The organism is Extibacter muris, from assembly GCF_004345005.1.
Classification (GTDB): domain Bacteria; phylum Bacillota; class Clostridia; order Lachnospirales; family Lachnospiraceae; genus Extibacter; species Extibacter muris.
Map to the genome: position 1 here is coordinate 85,044 of NZ_SMMX01000004.1, position 22,622 is coordinate 107,665.

Sequence of the window (22,622 nt, forward strand, 5' to 3'; positions counted from 1 at the left end):
ACAAGCTTGATTCTTGCGAAGGCAACGAGCCAAGTGGACATGCCTGCCTGTCCATTTGACTCAGGATGTGTTATCATGTAAAATGGAACGAGAAGTTGATATGATGGAGAAAACGAATATTTTAATCGTAGAAGATGACAAGGCGATTGCGGATGCGGTTGCCTATACGCTGGAACAGGAAGAATTCCGGCTGATACATGCCGGCAGCATGTCACAGGCGCTGCCATATCTTGGCTTCCTGACTGCCTGTGACGAAGAGGCCAATATCGTCATGGGGCTGGATATCGGAGCGGATGATTACATCGTGAAGCCCTTCCGGGTACGGGAGCTCATATCACGTATACGCAGCGTATTGCGGCGTTATGACGGCCGGCAGGACAGCGGCCTGTGTCCGTCTACCATGCAGGAGATATCAAGGTTCTTACGGCAGAAGGCAAAGTATACTGCGGCGGAGAAGATATTGAGGATGTGGAGAAGCTGAAAGCGGCGCCCGGACCTGAAGCTCCCGAACCCAAAGATGAGGTCCGTACTGTCGAGATTGCGGTATTTGGCGCCGGAGCAGGCGGTCTTGCGGCAGCAATCGAAGCAAAGGAAGGCGGAGCGGATGTAATCCTTATAGAAAAGCAGGGTATCACAGGTGGCTCTACTGCCCGCTCAGGAGGGAAACTTCTGGGAGCAGGGACGAAATGGCAGAAGAAACAAGGCATCTTCCACGGACTGGCAACAAGGACTCCCAGGCCGCCTTATTCAGCTTCTATACGTGCAAAGACGGGGGGACCATCTTCATCGGTATGAACGGATATGGACCGGTCCACCGTGGATATCCGATTATCGGCCTGCCAAAGCCAGGTGACGGTGACCCGGAGATAGACCAGATCATCTCAGGATGGATGGCAGATACAGACCTTGGACAGAGGCTGGAGGCCGCTATGGAGAAGTTCGTGTCCGAGCATACGGTCGATGAAGTGGAAAAGATAATGCTGGAAAACCAGATTCCATGCCAGAAAGTATACTCCCTCAAGGATTGCTCCGAAGATCCGCAGTGGAAGGCAAGAGAAGTATTTGCCGAATGGGATGACCCTATGATGGGCAAGGTCAAAGGACTTGGCATCGTGAACAAGTCGGCGTCCTTTGACTAGAAGCAGACTTACGATATCTACAAGCTGGAACAATTGTTCCCGCATTACCGGGAGGGATTCACAGAGCACTGGAAGAGGGAAGAATACGATTATGAATATGAGACGAACCATCGCGCAGTCTACCTCGGCTGCCAGCGGGCAATCAAGATATTTCTGGAGCAGGGCACGACTGCAAATATCGTGAACGTCGCTTCTGCCGCATCGATAAGAGGGCTGAAAGGCGGCGCGACCTACGTCATGACCAAGCATGCCGTGCTCGGCATCACGCGCAATATCTCCGCCAGCTTCTTTGAACGGGGCATCCGCTGTTATTGACAGTGATTTCATGGTTTTTGTCCGCGCGAACGTTACTTATTGGAACAAATCATAAACCAATCAGGTTGTAATATACAGTGCGTTTATCCAATGTCATAATGTGCTAAATGTTAAAGTTATATCAATCAAAGTTTTAGCACACAAAAGGCTAATCAGAAGAAAGGAAGGAAAATTCATGAATCTTGTACAAGACAAAATCACAGTTATTACAGGTGGAACCAGAGGCATTGGATTCTCAGCAGCAAAGATATTCATTGATAACGGGGCAAAGGTATCCATATTCGGTGAGACACAGGAGGAGGTCGACACGGCACTGGCGGAGTTGAAAGAACTCTATCCGGAAGAAGAAGTGTTTGGCTTCGCTCCGGACCTCACATCACGGGATGAGGTTATGGCAGCGGTCGGTGCAGTGGTTGAAAAATACGGCAGGCTTGATGTCATGATCAACAATGCCGGGATTACGATGAATACTGTATTTTCAAGAGTGACAGAGGAAGCGTTCAAGCATATAATGGATATCAATGTTGTCGGCGTGTTCAATGGAGCATGGGCCGCTTACCAGTGCATGAAAGAAGCAAAACAGGGCGTCATCATCAATACGGCTTCTGTTACCGGCATCTATGGATCCTTGTCTGGAATTGGCTATCCGACGAGCAAGGCAGGGGTTATCGGCCTGACGCACGGCCTGGGACGAGAGATTATCCGCAAGAATATCCGTGTCGTCGGCGTTGCTCCTGGTGTCGTGGACACGGACATGACAAAAGGGCTTCCACCGGAAATATTGGATGACTACCTGAAATCATTCCCGATGAAGCGTATGCTGAAGCCGGAAGAGATTGCCAATGTGTATCTTTTCCTCGCGTCAGACCTGGCCAACGGAATTACCGCCACGACAATCAGCGTGGATGGCGCCTACAGGCCATAATGGACATAATTGATAATGTAAGCTACATATGATTCGTTCATATTTATAAGAAGAGCAGGTCTGGAAGATTCGACGGTTATATCACGCGAACCCCAGCCTGCTCTACAACCGGATGCTGATGTGTGAAATCCTGAAGTCCTCGAGGCGGAAAACGGACAGGAAGCTTTGATTTCATCGGCTACAGCAGGGAAGAGTTTGCCGCTATGGGGAACAGGATGTCGGCCGTGAAAGTCTTAAAATCAGCTTTCCCGAAGCTTTACTGCTGAAGCAGCTTTCCTGCGCCTGTCTTCATCGATGGCAGCATAGTGCTTTTTCGTCGTGTTGACATCCTTGTGGCCGAGCACATCGGCCACGAGATAGATGTCGCCGGTCTCTTTATATAGTGAAGTGCCGTATGTGCTTCTAAGCTTATGTGGCGTTATCTTCTTGTGCGGAGTTACCTGCCTGGCGTATTTTTTCACCATATTCTCCATCGCCTGTATTCCCATACGCCGGCGCTGTGTGGATAGGAAGAGGGCGTTTTCATGGCCGGAGAGGGGAGTGGCAGCCGCGCGGTCCCCGGTTATGTAACTTTTCAGTGCCTTCTCAACCTCTTCTCCGAAATAAACTACCATCTGGCTGCCGCCTTTACGTGTCACAGTTATTCCATTGTTCTTGAAATCCACGTCCGTCAAGTCGAGTCCGACGCATTCCGATACACGGATTCCCGTTCCGAGAAGCAAGGTAAGTATCGCCAGATCCCGGTTCTTTGTCTTATGGTAATACGTCAATGCCTGTCCCGATAACTTGCCTGCGCACGTCTCGACATAATCGAGAAGCAGTGCAACCTCATCTGCATCCAGACGTATGATCGCCTTGTCATGCAGCTTTGGCATGTCTACGAGCAACGTGGGATTTTTCGTAATTATCTGATGCTTGAAATAATATCCATAGAAGCTCCGGAGGGCAGACATCTTCCTGGCCAGTCCCTTTTCACTGTTTGTTATGAGATCGTCTTCATGCTTGTATACCTTCAGATATTCCATATATTCCTCGATATCTACCGGCTCCAGCTTTTCAAGATCGGCTGCCTCGAACTGGTCGACCGTATAATTCTTGTAGCTTGGATTGGCCTCCATAAGGAAATTGAAGAAAACACGTATGTCATAGGCATAGTTAATCCTCGTCTTAGCCGAGGACTTTGGCTCCATCGCACGGAAATAATCCTTTGCAAATGGCGGCAGCGTCTTCAGGACTTCCCTGAGACGCAGCGTCTGGTTGATCTGTGTCTGTTCGTGATATGTCCTTGTCTCTGGCATAATAATAAATCCCCCTATGCAAACTTATATAAATATAAAACAGTCCGTTAGCGCTTGAATTAAGGTGATTATATCATTACTTGAAAGTTTTGTCCATATCTTTTGGAAAAATCGGTATTTGTAGTATAGATATATTGAAAGCCATATTGCGTTACACAACATAACGGCGGCATGTCCTGTCACGCATCACTGCTCTTAAGACATGCCGCCAATAGGTGAGTATAATATATATAAGGCTCTGAAAGCTTATATATCTATCTGAACGCAGTATCATAATACGCTATGGTCAGATACTGGCTGTCCTGGATATCATCAGAATCCAGTCCGTTGATCTTCTTTACCTCATCAATATATTCATTCACGGAACTATATTCATCGGTCATAAATTCTTCTGCGATTCCCCAGAGCGTATCCCCTGGCTGAATCTCAATACTTTTGTAATATCTGTGTTCTACCGGGGCTTTCTCACAGCTGCCGCTGGCATCAGAAAAATTGCAGCCGAGCAGGACGCTCATGCACAGGACTAATACGAGTGCCGTAATCGCTGCCGTGAATTTCTTCATGTATACTTGTCTTCTTCTCCTGCTTGCCGCATATAACCTGTGTGCATTCATAACTTCCCCTCCTCGTCAGGCTCTGTAGAAACGAACAACCGTTCTATATGAAGATTATACAATCCGAACGCACGTTTGTCAATAGTATTCCGGCAAATAATCGAACATATTTTCTAAACATTTGTTTGCTTTTTTGCTTTTGCTATGATAGAATAAGTATAAAAGCAGAAAGTACGGATGAAATTAAGGAGGTTTCTTATGGCGCAAGGTAAAATCAGTCCAAAGCAGCAGGAAATATTAGAATACATAAAAGCACAGATACTCGAACGGGGATTTCCGCCTGCAGTGCGTGACATCTGCGAAGCCGTAAATCTTAAATCCACCTCTTCCGTCCACTCCCATCTGGAGACGCTGGAGAAGAACGGATATATCCGCAGAGACCCGACCAAGCCGAGAGCAATCGAGATTCTGGATGATTCCTTTAATTTTACGAGACGGGAAATGGTCAACGTACCCATTCTGGGACGCGTAGCTGCAGGGGAGCCTATACTTGCCGAACAGAATATCGAGAACTACTTCCCTATCCCGATGGAATACATGCCGAACAAGCAGACATTCATGCTCAAGGTAAAAGGAGAAAGCATGATCAATGCCGGTATCCTTGACGGGGACTACGTATTGGTGGAGGAACGCAAGACCGCCCGCAACGGAGAGATGGTAGTCGCGCTTGTCGAGGACGGAGCCACGGTCAAGACTTTTTATAAGGAAGAAGGCATTATCCGCCTGCAGCCGCAGAACGACACGATGGATCCCATCATCGTGCGTGACGTACAGATATTGGGCAAAGTGATTGGCGTATTCCGTTTTTTTGATTAGAACCCTTACATAGAAGAAGCACTGGTCATAAGATAATCCGACCGGTGCTTCTTTCATGCTTCCTATGTTTGTTACCTGATGGCCTCCGAATATTCTTCTGGAACCGGCCCAGGCGCCGATGCCCATCAGAGCCGTAAGAATGATATTCAGACATGACATCGGAATATCAAGCCTTCTTTCCTCTTTGCATTGACAATCGTATGCTTTTCACCCATCACTGCCGAGGTGGCCGGGGATACCGCGCATAACCGTGCTATACGGAACAGCCATGCCTTGAACTTCCGTTTATCCTCATAGGTGTCATAAAACCGGATCAGACGCAGGAATGTCTCCTGCGTACGGTCATTAGTCCAACGCTTCGCGCTGTACCGCCTTTCCGTCATTCCAGATCCGTTCCAGGTTATAGAACGAACGGTTCTCTTTTTCAAACACGTGCACGATGACATCACCATAGTCCATCAGCACCCATGAACCGCTGTTCTGGCCTTCCTGCTGTCTCAGATGGTAGCCGGCCTTTTCCATCTTTTCATCTACATGTTCGACGAGCGCCTTTATCTGGCTGTCGCTTGTTCCGTCTGTGATGATGAAATAATCTGCAAGTACCGATATCTTAGATATATCGATGATTTGGATATTCTCTCCTTTTTTATCAGATAATGCATCGTATGCGATGCGGGCCATCTCTACTGCATGTTCCATATAAGCTATTCCTCCTTTTTGCCAAGTTTTTCTTTATAATATTGATATGCTTTTTCTGTCATTGGGTCAACGGGCATATTTTTCGATTCCAAGTAGACAAGCGAATCTTTTAGGATCCGGTAAAGGCATTCATCTATATCCGAGAATGCGAGCTTCCTCACCACGGCCATGTTGGGGAGCTCCTCTCTTCCAGGCTCGATGTAGTCAGATATATATATGATTTTCTCAAGCAGTGTCATATGCGGCCTGCCGGTCGTATGGCTTGCAATAGCGTCTATCACATCTTTATCACGGACACGGAACTTCTTGGCGGCAAGGTATGCTCCAAGCTTAGCGTGAAGAAGGCTTGGATTCGCAAGCTCTATATCCGACACGCTCAGATGATACTTGTCACAGAGCTTTATCTTCGTATCTGGTGCGATGCATTTCGCACAGTCATGGAGAAGCCCCGCTATAAGCGCCTGGTCTATGTCCTCATCATACCGCATTGCCAAAGCCGCGGCAGTGTACATGACTCCCAGAGTATGCTCATATCGCTCCCTGTCCAGATCTGCCTTTAGTCTTCTGCGTATTTTGCTTATCTTCTGCTTCATATTACACTTCCTTGTATAAGTGATGATTCTTTATATATCCACGAACCTTCTCCGGCACCATTTGGCTGATATCTCCCCCCTGTTTCAGCCTTGTCCTCAATTCGCTGGACGAGACGTGCATCAGCGGTGTCGCGAGAAGTTCTATCTTAGCATGATATTTTCCCCTGAGATAATCGATCTGCCGTGACATCTCTTCCTTCGTGTCGATATCATCCCTGTAAGCAGCAAGTATCGTACACGTGGGGAAGATCCGTTCCGGATGGACCCAGCCTTCGATGGCAAAAAGCGAATCTGCACCGATAATAAAGTAGAACGCATCGTCTTCATATGCTTCATTGAAATGCTCAAGCGTCTCGTAAGAATAGGAGACTTCTTTTTTCTGAGCCTCATACGGCTGAAGACGGAAGCTTTTATGCCCTTGTATCGCAAGGCGTACCATCTCCACCCGGTCTGCCACATCCGACTCTATAGATGAGCGGTGCTTATGCGGTGGATTGCCGTTGGGCATGAACCATATCTCATCAAGATGGAATAGCTGGTATGCCGCTTCACCAAGCATAAGATGCCCATTGTGTATCGGATCGAACGTGCCGCCCATAATACCTATCTTCATATATCTGACCTCTGCTTCGGTTTTTAGTCTCTGTAATATTATTTTGGCAACTCGATACGTTTGTTCTTGTCTTTGCCTTCTTTGTAAAGGACGATTTTCTTCCCGATTACCTGAACCACCTGGGACTGCGTACGTTCAGCGAGAAGCTGGGCCATCTCTTTTGGATCGTCCGCGCAGTTTTTCAGTACCGCCACCTTGATCAGCTCTCTGGCGGCAAGCGCTTCCCTTATCGCTTCTGTCACCTCGGGTGTTATGCTGTTCTTTCCGACCTGAAAGACCGGATCCATAGTCATGGCCAGCCCCTTCAGGTACGCTCTCTGTTTTGTCGTCATAATACTGCCGCTCCTCTTCTATTTGTAATAGTCAAACTGTAATCCATACATCCGCACCGTATCTCCCTCTTCGATACCGGCAGCCTCCAGCTCGTCCAGAATACCGGTGCTTTTGAGAAACTTCTGGAAAAATGCAAATCCCTTTTCAGAATCCAGATTCGTATATCCAAGCATCTTCTCAATCTTAGGACCTTCCACTACGTATATGCCATCCTCTTTTTCGACCGTATACGGAAGGTTCTCATAGATGAGTTCCTCCTCCGGAAAGTATTCCTGTTCAAAGATGACCGGACTGCTGTCAAGCTTTCCAAGCTGTTCAGATACATAATACAGCAGCTCGCTTATGCCCTCGCCTGTGGCACCGGAAATCGGAAATACCTTGATTCCCTTCGGTTCAAATTCTTCTTTCAGCTGATCCACAGGATTTTCCCCGTCTCCGCCGTATATGAGATCCGTCTTGTTGGCGGCGATGACCTGCGGCCTCTTTGCAATCTCCAGATTATACGCCTCAAGTTCCGCGTTGATTTTATAGATGTCATCTACCGGGCTGCGGCCTTCGCTCCCTGCCGCGTCTACCACATGGATCATCATCTTCGTCCGCTCGATATGGCGGAGGAACTCATGTCCGAGCCCTACGCCTTCCGACGCGCCTTCAATCAGGCCGGGGATATCGGCGATGACAAATCCCTGCGCTCCATCCAGATCAACTACGCCAAGATTCGGGTTTAGTGTCGTAAAATGATAATTCGCTATCTTGGGCCGTGCATTGCTCACTCTTGACAGGAAGGTGGACTTCCCTACGTTCGGAAAGCCTATCAGGCCGACATCCGCAATTACTTTCAGCTCCAGGCTGACCCACAGTTCCTGGGACGGCTGCCCCGGCTGGGCGTACTTCGGAATCTGCATGGTGGATGTCGCAAAATGCTGGTTTCCCAGCCCTCCCCTACCGCCTTTTAACACGACCTGCCTTTTGTTATCTCCGGACATATCTGCGATTACCTTTCCGGACTCGGTTTCTTTGATGACCGTACCTTCCGGTACTTTCAGTATGATATCATCCGCGTCCGCCCCGTGGCATCTGCGTTTCCCGCCCTGCTCTCCGTCTTTGGCGGCATATTTCCTTCTGTGGCGGTAATCCTGGAGCGTATTGAGCCCCTCGTCCACCTCAAAGATGACATCTCCGCCACGTCCGCCGTCTCCACCGTCCGGACCTCCGTTTGGTACATACAGCTCTCTGCGAAAACTCACATGGCCGTCTCCGCCTTTGCCGGAACGGATACATATCTTCGCTCTATCTGCAAACATAATTTTTCCTCTTTCTGCTTTCTGTCATAGTCTTACCTAATATGATGCTCAATATATATCATATCATGACTGCAACATGGATTCAATTGGGGACGGGGGAAATTTGATTTTCCCCCGTCCCCAATTGAACCTGGTTAAAATAACCCTGCCAAAGACCGGCAGGGTTATTCGTAATCTCACTATTGTGCTGCTGGATAGATAGAAACCTGTTTCTTGTCTCTTCCTTTTCTTTCAAATCTTACAACGCCGTCAGCGAGAGCGAATAATGTATCATCTCCGCCGCGTCCAACATTCACGCCTGGATGGATCTTAGTTCCACGCTGTCTGTAAAGAATATTTCCAGCTTTGACAAACTGTCCGTCAGCTCTTTTCGCACCAAGTCTTTTTGACTCTGAATCCCGGCCGTTCTTGGTAGAACCGACCCCTTTCTTATGAGCGAAAAATTGAAGGTTTAATTTCATCATGTTTTTACACCTCCTCGAATATGATATCGATGTATTGCGTGTATTCTTCATCGTCTTCCATTGACGCCAGTCCCTGAACCATGGTCTTTAAAAGAAGTTCCGCCTCTTTAGAAGGATGCCCTTCCAGTCTGCATTCCATACTGCCGCCGTTCTCATCAGACACAAGGGATAACCCGTCTCCGGTGTACTGTTCGATCGCGTTGACGGTATTGATCATCAGTATAGATGCAGCCGCGCATACGATATCCTGTCCACATTCGTCCTGTCCTGCATGCCCGGAAGCTCTGAAGCCTACGCATTCATTCTTTTCATTGTTATAGATAGTTACCTTGATCATCGGTAATTCCCAGATTAAGCATTGATCTTGTCGATCTTTACAGCAGTATACTGTTGTCTGTGGCCATTTTTCTTATGGTATCCAGTTTTTCTCTTATACTTGTAAACGATGACTTTTCTTGCTTTTCCATTTTCAATTACAGAAGCTTCTACAGTTGCACCGTCAACGGTCGGATTCCCAACTTTCAATCCGTTGTCGTTAACTGCAAGCACTTGGTCAAATGTATAAGTCTCGCCGGCTTCTGCACCAAGTTTTTCTACTTTAATGATATCGCCTTCAGCTACTTTGTACTGTTTACCACCTGTTGCTATAATCGCGTACATATGGCACCTCCTATTATCATTACTCGCCAATTGTGGTGGCTGCATATATCTGCAGCGCTTGAAAACCTCATTGTGCGGCATACTGTTGTATTATAGCACAGACCTTTGTCAAAATCAACCAAAATATATGATAATATCTGTTTCGTTCCTTTTCGGGCACAAGTGAGCTATGGGGTTCCGCCAGTCCTGTGTTCAGGCATTACATTTGAGTAGATGATGCCGGCAATTATGATTGCGGCACCTGTAAAGCCGGCCTGGCAAGCAGCCAGAAGCAAAGGCTCCATGTGTCTCAGATGGAGGGAGCTGAACTCTAATACGCATGCTACGAGAAATGAGCTTGCAACGGCCATAGCCTCGCCAGGGCCAACTGTGAAGCCGCCGCTTCCGCAGCAGAGCAGATAGGTGCCTGCAACGACGACAAGTATCGGTATGTATTTTTTCTTTGCTATCTTTACTTTTGATACGAACCGCATGAGGAACGGGGTGAATATGACCGGCAGCGCGAATAGAAAGCCGGCGCTCGTAGCCGTCGTATATTTAAACGTCAGCGTACCTGGAATATATGCTCCCGCAGTAAGAGCTGATATCAGCGTACCCGGCTTCCAGAAGGATGCCTTCATGCCGCCAAATATCCGTTTATGGAATATAAGTACGAGGAACAGGCACCCCAGGAGGAAACGCACGGATGCATATAAAAAGAAAGGAAAAGAGGACATACCGTATTTTGCTACCGGGTTGCCGATGCCGAGCAAGATATTCTGTATCAGGATCAGGGAGCCGTAGAACAGGCTGCTTCTTTGCTTCATAACGTATCCTTCCTTCCGGCCAGTCTGTGTTTACAAGTCGTCTGCCAGCGCGCTGCTCTTGGCATAGGCGGTACTTTTCGCCTCGAAAAAGTCTGTCTTGATCAGATTCGCGTTTGAATACTGCTCTACCCACCGCATGCTCTCGGGAACCTTGTCATATCCGTCATATACTGGCTCAAATCCAAGGCCTGCACATCTAAGATTCCCGAGATGCCGGATATAGCCAGTTACCATATCCTTGGTCAGTCCCTGGATCTTGTTTCCGATGACATAGTGTCCCCATCGGATCTCCTGCTCGCATCCTTCCCGTATCATATGCCGGTATCCGTCTATATCTTCTTCGGTGAACAGCCGCGGCTCTTCCTTTTTCAATTCCTGGAGCATGCTGCGGAACAGCCACAGGTGCGTGTTCTCGTCCCGGTTGATATATCGGATCTCCTGTACGGAGCCCGGCATCTTGCCGTTGCGTCCAAGATTGTAAAAGAACATAAAGCCACTATAAAAGTATACACCTTCCAATATATAGTTTGCAACAAGAGTCCTCACGAGCGACTGCGCACTTTTGGTCTCCTGGAACTCATTGTACAGGTTGCCGATGAACTCGTTGCGCAGGAGCAGATGCTCATCCACCTTCCATTGGTACAAGATCTCCTCGCGCTTCTGCGGCTCGCAGATCGTATCCAGCATATAGCTGTAGCTCTGGCTGTGCACCGCCTCCTGGAACGCCTGGATGGACAGGCAGAGGTTGACTTCATTGGCCGTGATATATTCCCCTATATGCGGAAGGTTCGCGGTCTGGATGCTGTCCAGGAAGATAAGGAAAGACAGTATCTTATCGTAGGCTCTGCGCTCCCCGGCGGGAAGGTGCTGATAATCCTTAATATCCACGCCCAGGCTGATCTCCTCTGGTATCCAGAAGTTGTTCATCGCCTGGCGGTACCAGTCGCTGACCCATGTATACTTCATATTGTTAAAATCATTGAGATTTGTCGTGTTGCCGCCAATCATCCTTCTGCTTCGGACATCGGTGTCCCCATCCGGATTGAAAAGCATCTTCTTCTTAAGTTCTGGCATATCATTCTCCTCTCTGCTCATGCGCTAGGAAGAGCACACATCGCACTCTTCCACCTCCAGGCTCCTGGACCGTATATAATAGACGGTTTTTACCCCGCACTCCCATGCAAGCACATACAGGTCCAGCACTTTCCGGAACGTATACTCGTTCGTAATATACAGATTCATGCTCTGCGCCTGGTCGATATGGCGCTGGCGTACGCCGCAGGCGCGTATGGACCAGGTCTGGTCAATCAGATGTGCGTTCTTGTAATACCAGTATGTGTCCATTGATAGTTCAGGCGCAACTCTTGGTATGAGCCCGTTCTTCTTTTCTTCCAGATAGAACCTGTGCATGACCGGATCAAGGCCCGCCGTCGTACCGGCAAGGATGCTCGTACTGCTCGTCGGAGCAGTGGCCAGCATATACCCGTTTCTAACGCCGCAGGCGGCAATCCTTGCACGGAGCTGCTCCCATCCGGATCCGGCAAGCCTGCGCTTGTCAAAATAAGCCCCAGTCTGCCAGTCGCTGCCCTCAAAATAAGCGTAGGCCCCTTTCTCTTCAGCGATATCACAGCTGGCTTCGATAGCGGCGCGGTGGATCGCGCCGAACACGTTATCCGCAAATGCAAGATGTGCCTCGCTTTCCCAGGCAATCCCATGTTTGGCGAGCATATGGTGGTAACCGCTGACACCAAGCCCTACAGGACGGTATGCCTCATTATTCAGCTTAGCGTACGGAACCGGAAAGAAATTAAGGTCGATGACATTATCCAGCGCGCGCATTGCAGAAGATACCGTATGGCGGATCTCCGCTTCATCCAATACATCGATATGTCCAAGCGAGAGGCTGGCCAGATTGCACACGACAAATTCTCCCGGTTTTGTAACCGTTACGACAACCGTCTCCCCCCCTACTTCCTCGATGGACTGCTTTACTTCTTCCACTGCACCCATGTTCTGGGCAATCTCAGTGCAGAGGTTGCTGCAGTAGATGATGCCCCTGTGGCAGTTAGGGTTCATACGGTTCACCGTATCCCGGTTGAAGGCAAACGGAGTTCCTGTCTCCACGGCACTACGTATTATCAGACGGATGATATCTTTGATTGGTATGACCCGTTTGGATATCCTCGTATCCTGCACGCAGTCCAGATATTTCCGTTCCCACTCTTGGCCATAGCAATCTTCCAGAGCATAGCCCTTTACCGTCAGTATTTCATGCGGACACATGAGATACCAGTCGCCTTCGATATGGTCCCTCGCCTGTTTCCAGAAATAGTCCGGATAGCATACGGCCGGAAATACATCGTGCGCCTTCATCCGGTCGTCGCCGTTGTTCGTCCTAAGCTTCAGGAATTCCGGAAGATCCCTGTGCCATGCATCCAGATAGACGGCCACCGCACCCTGGCGGACTCCGAGCTGGTCCACGGCCACGGCGGTGTCATTGGCAAGCTTGATCCAGCGGATGACACCTCCTGCAGCCCCTTCAAATCCGCGTATCGTACTGCCGCTCGCCCGCACCTTTCCAAAATACAATCCCATCCCGCCGCCATATTTGCTCACTTTCGCGAAGCTGTCTATGCTCCGGTAGATGCCGTCCAGGCTGTCGGGAACCGTGTCTATGAAGCAGGAAGAAAGCTGGTGGTAAGGCTTTCTCGCATTGGATAGCGTAGGCGTTGCCATCGTCACCTTGAGCAGGCTCAGCATATCGTAGAAACGCTGCACCCATTCTGAGCGTCTGTCCTTTTCTTTCATCGCAAGGTGCATGGCAATCCCCATGAACATCTCCTGGGGAGTCTCAAGCACGATACCCTGCCGGGTACGGATGACGTAGCGGTTAAGGAGCAGATCCAGCCCGGAGTATGTAAATAGCCGGCTGCGGTCCTCCTGTATCATCCTGCCGAACGCCTCTATTTCCTGCCTGCTGTAGTTCTCCAGTATATAGCTGCCATACAGCTTTTCCTCCGTCAGAAATACGATTTTTCCATAGAAGCCTGAGATTCCATACCTTTCCATGGACGCATCCAGGCTGTCTCGAAAGCCGGCATATAAGAGCCGGGCAGCAATCAGCTCCCATCCCGGCGCCTCCTGGGTTGTGAGCTCGACAGCCGCTTTCGTGAGCAGGGACAGCTTTTCCCGGGCATCCAGCCCCGGTTTCAGAAGCGATTCATATTTGCCGTACAGGAAGGCGAGATCATATTCCGGATTTCTGAATTCTCCTTGTATATGTGCAAGAACTTGTTCCAGCCCTTTTATTTTTTTGTCTTTCATTGTTCTTCCTCCATATAATCACAAATTGTTGTGGATACATCAGATGATATCACAACATATGGTACTTATCAAGATGCAGTTATATCCAGAGCTTGCCTCTTCATTTTTTCCACGGCAAAATCCGCATCAAGAATTCCTTGACTTACGCCTGTCTGTAAGTTTACATTAAAAGATAGAATAATACGCAAAGGAGTCTTACATATGGAACATTTAATCAACCCGGACCACTATGCATCCCCGCTTACCATCCGGGAGACAGAAGTCGCAATCAAGGAAGTGAAGGATCACTTTGAACGTGCGCTGGCCAAATCTCTGCACCTGACCCGTGTCTCAGCACCTTTGTTTGTAAAGCCGGAATCAGGTCTTAACGATAATCTCAACGGTGTAGAAAGGCCGGTTTCCTTCGGCATCAGAGAACAGGAGGACGCACCGGCGGAGATCGTCCACTCTCTGGCCAAATGGAAACGTTACGCCCTGAAGCGTTATGATTTCCATTCCGGAGAAGGCCTGTACACAGATATGAGCGCTATCCGCAGAGATGAGGATACGGATAATATCCATTCTATCTATGTAGACCAGTGGGACTGGGAAAAGGTCATCTCCAAAGAAGAACGGAATACGGAGACGCTCCATTACACAGTGCGTAAGGTATATTCTGCACTGAAAGAGACGGAAGAATTCATGTCCAGAAGATATAACTACATAGAGCCATTCCTGCCGGATGAAATAACATTCATCACATCCCAGGAGCTGGAGGACCTTTATCCGGGAGCCGATGCAAAGGAGCGCGAATACCGTATTGCCAGGGCAAAGGGTGCCGTGTTCATCTCCCAGATTGGGAAGGTGCTTGCCTCCGGCGAGAAACATGACGGGCGCGCTCCCGATTATGATGACTGGGAGCTGAACGGTGACATCATCGTATACTATCCGGTTCTGGATATCGCCCTCGAACTGTCCTCCATGGGTATCCGTGTGGATGAGGAGGCGCTCCGCCGCCAGCTGAAGGCCGCGGGCTGCGAAGACAGGGCGCAGCTTGAGTTCCAGAAGGCGCTGCTCGACGGCCAGCTTCCTTACACGATAGGAGGCGGAATCGGCCAGTCCCGGATCTGTATGCTGTATCTGAGAAAGGCGCATATCGGTGAGGTTCAGTCCTCCATATGGCCGAAGGAGATGCTGGAAGAAGCATCTGCCCACAATATCAATCTTCTGTAGAGATGGGTAAAATAGGCGGTAACCCTTATCGTAACATTCACAATGCAGGAAGAGCCGGAACCAGGCACGGGATGCTATCTCGCATAACATCCTCACACCTGGTTCCGGCTCTTCCTGCATCAAAGGCATGTACGCCTTGCTTAGACAGCTTAGAAGCGTCCACTTTACGGAGCTCCCGATTCACTCTTTGGCTTCAGCTGCAGTATGATCAGCGCAGCCACGACGCAGACAATGCCTACGATGTTATATATATCCAGAAGCTCATGGTACAGGAATACGCCAAACAGGCTTGCTGCAACGACTTCAAAGGAAGCTATGATGGATGCCTTGCTGCTCTCGATGTATTTCAATGCGGCAGAATAGCAGATATACGGCAATGCGAGCGTGATGACGCTCCCAATCACCGTTACCGGCATTTTTTCCGCATTGGCAGCTATGATTCTAACCATGGAGACAGGCTCTGCGATAACGAGCGACGCGAGGCTCGCCAGTATAAAAGTATAGACCGTGACGGTCAGCGATTCATATCTTCCCATCAAGACTTTGCCGAATATGCTGTAAAGGGAATAGCCGAAGCCGGCGCTCAGTCCAATCAGCAGCGTGATTATCACATTGCCGCCTACATTTGCGCCAGACAGCCCTACCACGAGTATGCAGCCTGCAAACGAAAGGAAAAGGGCTGCTATCTTCTGGACCGTCAGCTTCTCTTTGAAGAAGAGGACCGACATGATCATCACAAAGAACGGTGCCGTATACAGCAGCACGACAGCTACGGAGAGGGATGCCCTCTGTACGGTTGCCGCATAGGCCAGATTATTGATAAAAAGGCTTCCGAGTCCGGTGCCCAGAAACCATTTGAAATCTTCTTTACGTAACTTCAGCTTACTGCGGTCTGTGATAAGCAGGAACAGTATGAGCACGGCCGCGGCAGAAGTAATTCTGACTGCGGCCGTCTGCCTCGTGTTGAATCCGATTGCCACCACATATCTTGTTACGATCCCCATGGAACCCCATAGTACCGAGGCCATCAATACAAATAAAGGTGCCAGTCTTTTCATAGGCCACATCCCTGCCCTTTCCTATATTTACTGAACATCTAGTAACCGCATTGCATTCTCCCCGGATATGCTGCGCTTCTCTTCCTCTGTAAGGTCCATTGATTCCAGATAGCTGATGAATTCACTCTGTCCGGCCCAAGGCGAGTCTGTCGCAAACAGGATCTTATCGCTGCCGTGAGTCCTGGCAATCCTTATAAACTGCTCATCTGCCATTCTTCCAAGCACGACTCCCGTGTCAAAATAGACTTGTTTCCCTACGAGATATTCTTCCACAGCGTCCCATAGGCCGTTACCCCCAAGGTGGGCCAGCACGAGCTTTTCCGGCTGTACTTCATCTATAAGCTCGGCCGCCATCTGCGGCGTACAGTGCACATCTTCAGGGCACTTAGGATCCTGGCCTGCGTGGACGCTTATAATCAGGCCAAGCTCTGACGCATAGTCCACAATCCGTTTATAGCGTATATCATCAAAATACACTTCCTGATAATCGGGGTGAAGCTTTATCCCTTTCATTCCCATTGCTTTGATCTGCTTCAGCTGATTCTTATAATCTTCGCTTTCGGGATGGATGCTCCCGAATGAGAGGATGCGGCCTTCCTGATGTGCTGCGGCAAAACGGTTGATTGATTCAAACTGCGAGGGCTTTGTCACGATGGGCAGGGCGATGCTTATATCTACGCCGGCCGCAATGCCGGAGGCCTCCAGCCCTTCGTATGTACCGTCCGTATATGGTTCTATATGACAGACCGAAGCCAGAAAGTCCAGGGTCCCTTTCGCTATCTTATCGGGAAACATATGTGTATGAAAATCTATTGTCATTGTGCTCATCCTTCTTCTGTTATGTCTTTTTGTCCGTGTCCGGTCAGATATGTACTGCTCAGCGTTTATCACAGTCACTCATCTTGTCATAGCAGTATCCGATAATATCACGCCGCGTGATAATGCCGATAAAATGCTCTTCATCGTCTACAACGGGAACGAAATTCTGTTCCATGGCCTTTCCTATCAGATCTTCCATGTTCGATTCTGCGTTGACGCATTGGTAATCAAGTCTTCTCTCTATCTTCTTGATGCTGATGTCCTCCGCATCGTGGAGATTCATCAAATCAAGCCTTTTCAGCCCCCACAGCAGATCGCCTTCCGTAATGGAGCCGACGTATTTGCCGTCCCGGTTCAATATAGGAACGGACGAATATTTGTGGTATTCCATAATTTCGAGCGCCTGGCGAAGCGTATGGTAATCATATATGTAAGCGAGCTCACTTTTTGGCTTGAGAAAAAATAAAATATTCATTGCAGACCTCCCCTTGTCCTATTATATCTGTGTTGTCACGAAGATATCGTACAATGCTCTGACCGCGGCTTCAAAATCATGGTCGCGTACGCCGATGATGATATTCAGCTCGCTGGAGCCCTGGTCGATCATCTTGACATTTACGTTGGCATGTGCAAGTGCCGAAAAGATGCGGCCTGACGTTCCTCTTGTCGCGCGCATGCCCCGGCCGACAACGGCAATCAGCGCAAGGTCTGACTCCAGTTCGAGAAAGTCTGGTTCTACCGCCCGGTGGATACCTGCAATTACCTTCTGTTCTTTCTCCTCAAATTCATCCTGATGGACAAAGATTGTCATCGTATCTATACCGGATGGCATGTGTTCGATAGAGATATCATTTTCCTCGAATACTTCCAGCACTTTTTTACAGAATCCGACTTCGGAGTTCATCATTGCTTTTTCAACCGTGATAGAAGCGAAATCTTTCTTTCCCGCGATACCGGTTATGGTGAACCTTGGTTTGCGGCAGGTACCTTCTACGATAAGGGTCCCTTTGTCTTCCGGAATATTCGTATTTCTGATGTTGATCGGAATCCCTTCCTTCCTGACAGGGAAGATGGCATCTTCATGCAGGACGGTGGCGCCCATATAAGACAGTTCTCTGAGTTCGCGGTATGTAATGACATCGATTGCTTTTGGATTCCTGACGATCCTTGGGTCGGCTACGAGAAATCCTGATACGTCTGTCCAGTTTTCATACATGCACGCATGTACGGCTTTGGCCACGATGGAACCGGTGATGTCGGAACCGCCCCTTGAAAATGTCTTGATCTTCCCGTCCGGCATAGCCCCGTAGAATCCTGGAATCACAGCGCGTTCGGTCCGTGCAAGCCTTTCTGACAAGATCTTGTTGGTGGCAGATGCATCAAATTCGCCTGCCTCATCAAATACGATGATCTCTGCCGCATCTATAAACTCATATCCGAGGTAAGCGGCCATAATTATTCCATTCAGGTATTCCCCTCTGGATGCCGCATAGTCTCTTCCGATCTTTTTGCTGAAGTTCTCTTCGATTGTCTTGAATTCTGCATCCAGTGACAGATTAAGCTTAAGGCCTTTGATTATCTCTTTGAACCTGGATTTGATTTCTTTTAGCTGTTCTTCAAACTCTTCTTCCATGATAGCCTGGCCGTAACAGCTGTACAGCATATCTGTTACCTTTGTATCATTCGGCGTTCGTTTACCGGGTGCGGACGGAACTACATAGCGTCTCGAGTCATCTCTTCTGATTATTGCTCCTACTTTCTCAAACTGTGCGGCACTTGCCAGCGAACTCCCGCCAAACTTTACAACTTTCTTCATCTTTTCTGTAATCCTCCATAACTGCCATTGTCTTCTTGCGTAATTCTCTATTTATATTACATCATTTTTCGAGCATCCGCAATGGAATATCTGTCGTAAATAACACTGCGTTTAGTCCTGAATTTCGTGCGGCTTCTACATTTTTCCTGCAGTCGTCGAAGAAGACGGCGTTTTCGGGGGTGATGCCGTGCCGCCTGATAAGAAGGCTGTATATGGCGGGATCCGGCTTCATCAGGCGTTCTTTCCACGAGAAGATGCCGCCGTCGAGCATGCGGAGAAATGACAGCTGCTCCTTTGACTGGCGGTACATTTCCTCTGAATAGTTGGAAAGGTAATAGAGCCGTACTCCCTGCCCTCTGAGGTGCCTGATCCATTCCTCCGTGAAGGGATATGGGACAATAGAGCGGCCGAAATCTGCGAATACCTCTCGAATCTGAGGTTCTGCCTCCGGAGCATTTTCAATAAAGAGTTCCAGCCACTGTCCGGTCGTAACGAGACCTGAGTCGCCCATGCACCAGTCCTCGTTCCGGAACATGGCGTCAGCTACCGTTTCGTACATCTCGCTGCTGTATTGAAAGGATGCAAGGTAAGCCTCCCATGCAAAGTCAATCAATACATTGCCTATGTCAAGTATTACCGTCTCAATTTTCTTACCAAGGTATTCCATCATCTGTTCCTCCTGTCTGCGGTACCATCTGCTTCCATTGTTTGTGGGTGACGTCTGCGAATGAGGCGCCTGCTGCTTTCCCAAGGTCCTCGGGAGCAAGCTTCAGCTGCGTGCCGAGCTTTCCTCCGCTTACATACATATGAGGCAGCCGCTGTGCTGATTCCTGAATCACAGTCGGGTACTGCTTTTTCATCCCAATCGCGGTGCATCCGCCTCGGATATAGCCGGTCACCCTTGTCAAGTCTTTCAGGTGGAGCATTTCCAGAGACTTCTCGCCTACGACACGGGCCGCCTTCTTGAAATCGATCTCCGCTTCGATAGGGATGACAAACACATAACAGCCGCCGCTCTTGCCGACAGCCACTAGCGTCTTGTACACAAGGCTGCGGTCCGTTCCGAGCATGTCCGCCACCTGGATGCCGTCCACAAAATCATCACACTCATACGTATCATACTCGTACGGAATTTTCATACGATCAAGAATACGCATCGCATTCGTCTTAACTTCTTTCTTACCCATTGCTCCTCCTTATTGAAAGGGTCTGCCCCCTTTCGAAATTCTCTTCATTTTCTGACTTTTAATCAAATTGTATATCATCAAATAAACTCAACTGCTCACATCGATAAGGTGCTTTGTAGTGGTGTATAATGTCTTTCATATTATACAAGATTCCATTTTCTTCACATTCCTCTTTAAAGCACTTCCATAGATTCCCTGCTCTGGGACTTCTACATTCGTAATATGTGCCATATTGCCTGTTATATTTTTCCGTAAGCTGCTGATCTGGAAATAACTGTTCGAGCTTTTGAAGATACCACTGTCGTTGATTGTCTCGCAGCGTCACTCCGAAAGCGGGATAGATAAAATGAGCTCCGCTTCTTGCGGCTCTTCGTACGATCAATCGTATATTGTCTATTGTATCGTCTAGAAAAGGCAGAACAGGCATAAGAAGAATACCTGCCGGTATTCCCCGGCCCGATAAATCATGTATCAGTTCAAAGCGGCGGGAAGAAACAGGTGCGCCTGGTTCTATTTTTGAAGAAAGATTGTCATCTGCCGTGGTAATGGTGACTTTACATAACACAGGAGAATGCTCTTTTATACTCTCTAAGATATCAATATCCCTCCCAAGCATCGTACTTTTCGTTGCAATTGTAACACCAAATTCAAATGCGTCACACAATTCAAGTGCATGCCGGGTCAACTGCAGATCCTTTTCGTACGGATTATACGGGTCGCTCATTGCTCCGGTAGCTATCACACCTCTTCTAGTTTTTCTCCTCAGATCATCCCTAATAATCTGCAGCGCATTTTCTTTTGCACGTACTACATCAAACCTATCGATGCCATAACAGTCCGAACGGCTGTCACAATAGATACAGCCATGGCAGCACCCTTTATAGATATTCATATTATAATCGGCACCAAACCATTCTCCAGGCTTCTTCATGCGCGTCACAATCGTTTTTGCTGGTATATACTCCATAATTTTCATAGGGGTCGGTCCCCTTTATATCACAGGGGTCTGACCCCTATGAAAATTCTCTCCTTTTTCTGATTTCTTCTGGTCTTTTTATTATAACTGTGATATCATGTTTGCACAATAAGAAAGACCAACTATTTTCTCCTATCAGACTGGAGATGTAAAGAAGTAGGTCTAAGGGTTTATAGGTATCCCTTGAACAACCTAAATACATTATACAAGGTGGTAGAAGAAATGAAGTCAAAAAAAGTCACTTTAGGTTTATTGTTTTTTTATCTGCTTGCTTTAGGGTGGATAATTACTAGAAATTATATATGTCTTTTTGACTATCTTTTTATATCTTCTTAAATGTCCGCAAAGCCTTATTTTATCGGCTCTACGGGCATTTTGCTTTTGTGGTAAACCTCACATATCTAGGTCTATCTTCTTATATTTTCCCTGTCAATCGTGGTTAAAATCGTGGTAAATACTTCTATGCGATTAGACGCTGTACCTCTGATTTTGCGGTATCTATGGACGCATGAGCGTACCAGTTCATTGTGATACTGATATTTGAATGTCCCATGATATACTGTAAATCTTTCGGGTTCATGTTCTTGCTTGCCAGTCTTGTGCAGAACGTATGACGTAGCGTGTGCGGTGTGATATGTGGCAAGGGATTGTCCTTGTGGTGCTTGTTGTATTTCTTTACCATACGGACAAAAAGCATAGTGTAATCAATCGCAACTTTTGGTTTGCCTTTCGGATTGATAAACAAGAAATCTGTGCGTCCGTCTATCTCTATGGTTGTTTTTGGGCGTTTCTTCATAATCCTTTGAAATGCCTGTATCGCTTCTTTGCTTAATGGTACTTGCCTTGTTCCGCTCTTTGTCTTAGGCGTTTCAATATAATAACCCTGTTCCTTGCTTTTTAATAACTGGTGGTCGATAACCACAACCTCATGGATAAAATCAACGTCCATGATTGTCAGTCCGCATAGTTCCGAGATACGAAGTCCTGTCTTTAACAGTATCAGCACATCATCATAATACTTGTGATACACGTTGTCCGTCTTGATGAATGATAATAAGGCTTGTTCCTGTTCCTCTTTCAATGCGACTTTCTCTTTTGTATCATTTTCTAGGACTTCACTCAACTTGAAATCAAAAGGGTTCTTTCTCACATAATCATCTTGTATGGCGATATAGAATGACGCTTTTAACGAGCGTTTATGGTTGTTAATGGTATTGTAGGAAAAGCCTTTGTCTTTCATGCGTAACGCCCATTCCTTAGCGTCAGAGGGTTTGATTGTATCAATGCTCCTAGCACCTAACTTGTCCTCTTTCAATAACCGCATGAGCTGTTCCCGTTGCTTCTGTGTGCTTTTCTTCACGTTTGCCCTCTGTGCGTTCTGTTTGGCGTAGAGTTGGCAAAGCGTCATTTTCTTGCCTGTGCTGTCGATACCGTCCTCAATGTCACGTCTTATCTGCTGTTCTAGTTCTCGAAGTGAGGGCTTTTCCCGTTTTCCCTTTGGTGTCGGGTCTGTGGGTGTCAATCTCCAAGCATACACATATTTTGTGTTTCCAAATGCGTCCACATATTTATATAAGTATTTTCCGTCTGTTCGTTGGCTCTCTCCAGTATGCAGGATACGTCCTTTGTTATCCCGTCTTTTTTCTTTCAT

At 48.0% G+C, this 22,622-nt stretch carries 27 protein-coding genes and 1 pseudogene; 6 read left to right on the forward strand and 22 right to left on the reverse strand.

All coding sequences use genetic code 11. The features are described from left to right. Positions 1–82: 82 nt before the first annotated feature. From E1963_RS19605 to E1963_RS05925, 4 genes and pseudogenes are all read left to right on the forward strand, one after another. The gene (locus E1963_RS19605) at positions 83–481 is read left to right on the forward strand and encodes a response regulator transcription factor (RefSeq protein WP_167482117.1); all 399 of its coding nucleotides are present in this window, start codon (positions 83–85) and stop codon (positions 479–481) included. Next, complete coding sequence (locus E1963_RS05910; protein ID WP_243117618.1) at positions 469–795, forward strand: FAD-dependent oxidoreductase; 327 nt, start codon at positions 469–471, stop codon at positions 793–795. Before E1963_RS19605 ends, E1963_RS05910 begins: the two co-directional genes overlap by 13 nt. Further along, positions 684–1,454 (forward strand): annotated as a pseudogene (locus tag E1963_RS05915) (SDR family oxidoreductase); the annotation flags it as partial. The gene E1963_RS05910 and the pseudogene E1963_RS05915, both read left to right, overlap by 112 nt. A 175-nt stretch (positions 1,455–1,629) precedes the next feature. Continuing rightward, positions 1,630–2,379, forward strand: coding sequence for an SDR family NAD(P)-dependent oxidoreductase (locus E1963_RS05925; RefSeq protein ID WP_132276263.1), 750 nt, complete (start codon positions 1,630–1,632; stop codon positions 2,377–2,379). A 239-nt stretch (positions 2,380–2,618) separates the two neighbouring features. Here E1963_RS05925 and E1963_RS05930 read toward each other — a convergent pair whose 3' ends face one another. Then, entirely contained in the window at positions 2,619–3,677 is a 1,059-nt protein-coding gene (locus E1963_RS05930; protein WP_132276265.1) for a tyrosine-type recombinase/integrase, read from the reverse strand. Positions 3,678–3,931: 254 nt separating this feature from the next. Beyond that, a complete protein-coding gene (locus E1963_RS05935) occupies positions 3,932–4,291 on the reverse strand; it encodes a LysM peptidoglycan-binding domain-containing protein (protein ID WP_132276267.1) in 360 nt (119 codons plus the stop codon). 198 nt (positions 4,292–4,489) lie between these two features. Between E1963_RS05935 and lexA the strand changes: the two genes are divergently transcribed. Next, entirely contained in the window at positions 4,490–5,107 is a 618-nt protein-coding gene (gene lexA / locus E1963_RS05940; protein WP_049727970.1) for a transcriptional repressor LexA, read from the forward strand. 146 nt (positions 5,108–5,253) lie between these two features. On the opposite strand, the gene E1963_RS05945 is transcribed toward lexA, so the two are convergent. The 12 genes from E1963_RS05945 to E1963_RS06000 all read right to left on the reverse strand — a co-directional run bounded on the left by E1963_RS05945 (position 5,254) and on the right by E1963_RS06000 (position 13,903). After that, entirely contained in the window at positions 5,254–5,490 is a 237-nt protein-coding gene (locus E1963_RS05945; RefSeq protein ID WP_243117602.1) for an RNA polymerase sigma factor, read from the reverse strand. Beyond that, positions 5,453–5,806: a ribosome silencing factor gene (gene rsfS, locus E1963_RS05950; protein ID WP_132276271.1), complete on the reverse strand. Its 354-nt coding sequence runs from the start codon at positions 5,804–5,806 to the stop codon at positions 5,453–5,455. The genes E1963_RS05945 and rsfS overlap by 38 nt, the downstream gene beginning before the upstream one ends. A gap of 5 nt (positions 5,807–5,811) precedes the next feature. Further along, positions 5,812–6,399: a bis(5'-nucleosyl)-tetraphosphatase (symmetrical) YqeK gene (yqeK, locus tag E1963_RS05955; protein WP_132276273.1), complete on the reverse strand. Its 588-nt coding sequence runs from the start codon at positions 6,397–6,399 to the stop codon at positions 5,812–5,814. Position 6,400: 1 nt separating this feature from the next. Further along, positions 6,401–7,012 carry a nicotinate-nucleotide adenylyltransferase gene (gene nadD, locus E1963_RS05960; RefSeq protein WP_132276275.1) on the reverse strand — a complete coding sequence of 204 codons (612 nt, stop codon included), beginning with the start codon at positions 7,010–7,012 and terminating at the stop codon, positions 6,401–6,403. A gap of 38 nt (positions 7,013–7,050) precedes the next feature. Beyond that, positions 7,051–7,344, reverse strand: coding sequence for a ribosome assembly RNA-binding protein YhbY (gene yhbY, locus E1963_RS05965; RefSeq protein WP_132276277.1), 294 nt, complete (start codon positions 7,342–7,344; stop codon positions 7,051–7,053). Positions 7,345–7,362: 18 nt separating this feature from the next. Continuing rightward, positions 7,363–8,649, reverse strand: coding sequence for a GTPase ObgE (obgE, locus tag E1963_RS05970; RefSeq protein ID WP_132276279.1), 1,287 nt, complete (start codon positions 8,647–8,649; stop codon positions 7,363–7,365). Positions 8,650–8,828: 179 nt separating this feature from the next. After that, complete coding sequence (gene rpmA, locus E1963_RS05975) at positions 8,829–9,113, reverse strand: 50S ribosomal protein L27 (RefSeq protein WP_006441407.1); 285 nt, start codon at positions 9,111–9,113, stop codon at positions 8,829–8,831. Positions 9,114–9,117: 4 nt separating this feature from the next. Then, positions 9,118–9,450, reverse strand: coding sequence for a ribosomal-processing cysteine protease Prp (locus E1963_RS05980; protein ID WP_132276281.1), 333 nt, complete (start codon positions 9,448–9,450; stop codon positions 9,118–9,120). A 14-nt stretch (positions 9,451–9,464) separates the two neighbouring features. Continuing rightward, positions 9,465–9,773 carry a 50S ribosomal protein L21 gene (gene rplU / locus E1963_RS05985; RefSeq protein WP_132276283.1) on the reverse strand — a complete coding sequence of 103 codons (309 nt, stop codon included), beginning with the start codon at positions 9,771–9,773 and terminating at the stop codon, positions 9,465–9,467. A gap of 167 nt (positions 9,774–9,940) precedes the next feature. After that, positions 9,941–10,579 carry a DMT family transporter gene (locus E1963_RS05990; RefSeq protein WP_132276285.1) on the reverse strand — a complete coding sequence of 213 codons (639 nt, stop codon included), beginning with the start codon at positions 10,577–10,579 and terminating at the stop codon, positions 9,941–9,943. 30 nt (positions 10,580–10,609) lie between these two features. Beyond that, the gene (locus E1963_RS05995) at positions 10,610–11,653 is read right to left on the reverse strand and encodes a ribonucleotide-diphosphate reductase subunit beta (protein ID WP_132276287.1); all 1,044 of its coding nucleotides are present in this window, start codon (positions 11,651–11,653) and stop codon (positions 10,610–10,612) included. A gap of 24 nt (positions 11,654–11,677) precedes the next feature. Next, a complete protein-coding gene (locus E1963_RS06000; protein ID WP_132276289.1) occupies positions 11,678–13,903 on the reverse strand; it encodes a ribonucleoside-diphosphate reductase subunit alpha in 2,226 nt (741 codons plus the stop codon). Positions 13,904–14,104: 201 nt separating this feature from the next. Here E1963_RS06000 and asnA point away from each other — a divergent pair, with 201 nt between their 5' ends. Next, on the forward strand, positions 14,105–15,115 hold the full coding sequence (gene asnA / locus E1963_RS06005; protein WP_132276291.1) for an aspartate--ammonia ligase: 1,011 nt from the start codon (positions 14,105–14,107) through the stop codon (positions 15,113–15,115). Positions 15,116–15,279: 164 nt separating this feature from the next. Here asnA and E1963_RS06010 read toward each other — a convergent pair whose 3' ends face one another. The 8 genes from E1963_RS06010 to E1963_RS06050 form a co-directional block, all read right to left on the reverse strand. Beyond that, positions 15,280–16,173 (reverse strand): DMT family transporter, encoded by an 894-nt coding sequence (locus E1963_RS06010; protein ID WP_132276293.1) that lies wholly within the window; start codon positions 16,171–16,173, stop codon positions 15,280–15,282. Between the two features lie 27 nt (positions 16,174–16,200). Continuing rightward, a complete protein-coding gene (locus E1963_RS06015) occupies positions 16,201–16,992 on the reverse strand; it encodes an amidohydrolase family protein (RefSeq protein WP_132276295.1) in 792 nt (263 codons plus the stop codon). Positions 16,993–17,050: 58 nt separating this feature from the next. Continuing rightward, positions 17,051–17,467 (reverse strand): CBS domain-containing protein, encoded by a 417-nt coding sequence (locus E1963_RS06020; RefSeq protein WP_049727952.1) that lies wholly within the window; start codon positions 17,465–17,467, stop codon positions 17,051–17,053. 21 nt (positions 17,468–17,488) lie between these two features. Further along, entirely contained in the window at positions 17,489–18,808 is a 1,320-nt protein-coding gene (locus E1963_RS06025; RefSeq protein ID WP_132276297.1) for an aspartate kinase, read from the reverse strand. Between the two features lie 61 nt (positions 18,809–18,869). Further along, entirely contained in the window at positions 18,870–19,478 is a 609-nt protein-coding gene (locus tag E1963_RS06030) for an HAD family hydrolase (RefSeq protein WP_132276299.1), read from the reverse strand. Next, positions 19,459–19,995: a Cys-tRNA(Pro) deacylase gene (gene ybaK / locus E1963_RS06035; protein ID WP_132276301.1), complete on the reverse strand. Its 537-nt coding sequence runs from the start codon at positions 19,993–19,995 to the stop codon at positions 19,459–19,461. The genes E1963_RS06030 and ybaK overlap by 20 nt, the downstream gene beginning before the upstream one ends. A gap of 58 nt (positions 19,996–20,053) precedes the next feature. Then, entirely contained in the window at positions 20,054–20,962 is a 909-nt protein-coding gene (locus tag E1963_RS06040) for an SPL family radical SAM protein (RefSeq protein WP_132276649.1), read from the reverse strand. A 469-nt stretch (positions 20,963–21,431) separates the two neighbouring features. Further along, the gene (locus E1963_RS06050; RefSeq protein WP_132276303.1) at positions 21,432–22,622 is read right to left on the reverse strand and encodes a site-specific integrase; all 1,191 of its coding nucleotides are present in this window, start codon (positions 22,620–22,622) and stop codon (positions 21,432–21,434) included.

Excerpts from the sequence above, each read along its gene's own strand:
- E1963_RS19605 (WP_167482117.1), top strand. The coding sequence starts at position 83 with ATGGAACGAGAAGTTGATATGATGGAGAAAACGAATATTTTAATCGTA.
- E1963_RS05925 (WP_132276263.1), top strand. The coding sequence starts at position 1,630 with ATGAATCTTGTACAAGACAAAATCACAGTTATTACAGGTGGAACCAGA.
- E1963_RS05930 (WP_132276265.1), bottom strand. The coding sequence starts at position 3,677 with ATGCCAGAGACAAGGACATATCACGAACAGACACAGATCAACCAGACG.
- E1963_RS05935 (WP_132276267.1), bottom strand. The coding sequence starts at position 4,291 with ATGAATGCACACAGGTTATATGCGGCAAGCAGGAGAAGAAGACAAGTA.
- lexA (WP_049727970.1), top strand. The coding sequence starts at position 4,490 with ATGGCGCAAGGTAAAATCAGTCCAAAGCAGCAGGAAATATTAGAATAC.
- E1963_RS05945 (WP_243117602.1), bottom strand. The coding sequence starts at position 5,490 with ATGACGGAAAGGCGGTACAGCGCGAAGCGTTGGACTAATGACCGTACG.
- rsfS (WP_132276271.1), bottom strand. The coding sequence starts at position 5,806 with ATGGAACATGCAGTAGAGATGGCCCGCATCGCATACGATGCATTATCT.
- yqeK (WP_132276273.1), bottom strand. The coding sequence starts at position 6,399 with ATGAAGCAGAAGATAAGCAAAATACGCAGAAGACTAAAGGCAGATCTG.
- nadD (WP_132276275.1), bottom strand. The coding sequence starts at position 7,012 with ATGAAGATAGGTATTATGGGCGGCACGTTCGATCCGATACACAATGGG.
- yhbY (WP_132276277.1), bottom strand. The coding sequence starts at position 7,344 with ATGACGACAAAACAGAGAGCGTACCTGAAGGGGCTGGCCATGACTATG.
- obgE (WP_132276279.1), bottom strand. The coding sequence starts at position 8,649 with ATGTTTGCAGATAGAGCGAAGATATGTATCCGTTCCGGCAAAGGCGGA.
- rpmA (WP_006441407.1), bottom strand. The coding sequence starts at position 9,113 with ATGATGAAATTAAACCTTCAATTTTTCGCTCATAAGAAAGGGGTCGGT.
- E1963_RS05980 (WP_132276281.1), bottom strand. The coding sequence starts at position 9,450 with ATGATCAAGGTAACTATCTATAACAATGAAAAGAATGAATGCGTAGGC.
- rplU (WP_132276283.1), bottom strand. The coding sequence starts at position 9,773 with ATGTACGCGATTATAGCAACAGGTGGTAAACAGTACAAAGTAGCTGAA.
- E1963_RS05990 (WP_132276285.1), bottom strand. The coding sequence starts at position 10,579 with ATGAAGCAAAGAAGCAGCCTGTTCTACGGCTCCCTGATCCTGATACAG.
- E1963_RS05995 (WP_132276287.1), bottom strand. The coding sequence starts at position 11,653 with ATGCCAGAACTTAAGAAGAAGATGCTTTTCAATCCGGATGGGGACACC.
- E1963_RS06000 (WP_132276289.1), bottom strand. The coding sequence starts at position 13,903 with ATGAAAGACAAAAAAATAAAAGGGCTGGAACAAGTTCTTGCACATATA.
- asnA (WP_132276291.1), top strand. The coding sequence starts at position 14,105 with ATGGAACATTTAATCAACCCGGACCACTATGCATCCCCGCTTACCATC.
- E1963_RS06010 (WP_132276293.1), bottom strand. The coding sequence starts at position 16,173 with ATGAAAAGACTGGCACCTTTATTTGTATTGATGGCCTCGGTACTATGG.
- E1963_RS06015 (WP_132276295.1), bottom strand. The coding sequence starts at position 16,992 with ATGACAATAGATTTTCATACACATATGTTTCCCGATAAGATAGCGAAA.
- E1963_RS06020 (WP_049727952.1), bottom strand. The coding sequence starts at position 17,467 with ATGAATATTTTATTTTTTCTCAAGCCAAAAAGTGAGCTCGCTTACATA.
- E1963_RS06025 (WP_132276297.1), bottom strand. The coding sequence starts at position 18,808 with ATGAAGAAAGTTGTAAAGTTTGGCGGGAGTTCGCTGGCAAGTGCCGCA.
- E1963_RS06030 (WP_132276299.1), bottom strand. The coding sequence starts at position 19,478 with ATGATGGAATACCTTGGTAAGAAAATTGAGACGGTAATACTTGACATA.
- ybaK (WP_132276301.1), bottom strand. The coding sequence starts at position 19,995 with ATGGGTAAGAAAGAAGTTAAGACGAATGCGATGCGTATTCTTGATCGT.
- E1963_RS06040 (WP_132276649.1), bottom strand. The coding sequence starts at position 20,962 with ATGGAGTATATACCAGCAAAAACGATTGTGACGCGCATGAAGAAGCCT.
- E1963_RS06050 (WP_132276303.1), bottom strand. The coding sequence starts at position 22,622 with ATGAAAGAAAAAAGACGGGATAACAAAGGACGTATCCTGCATACTGGA.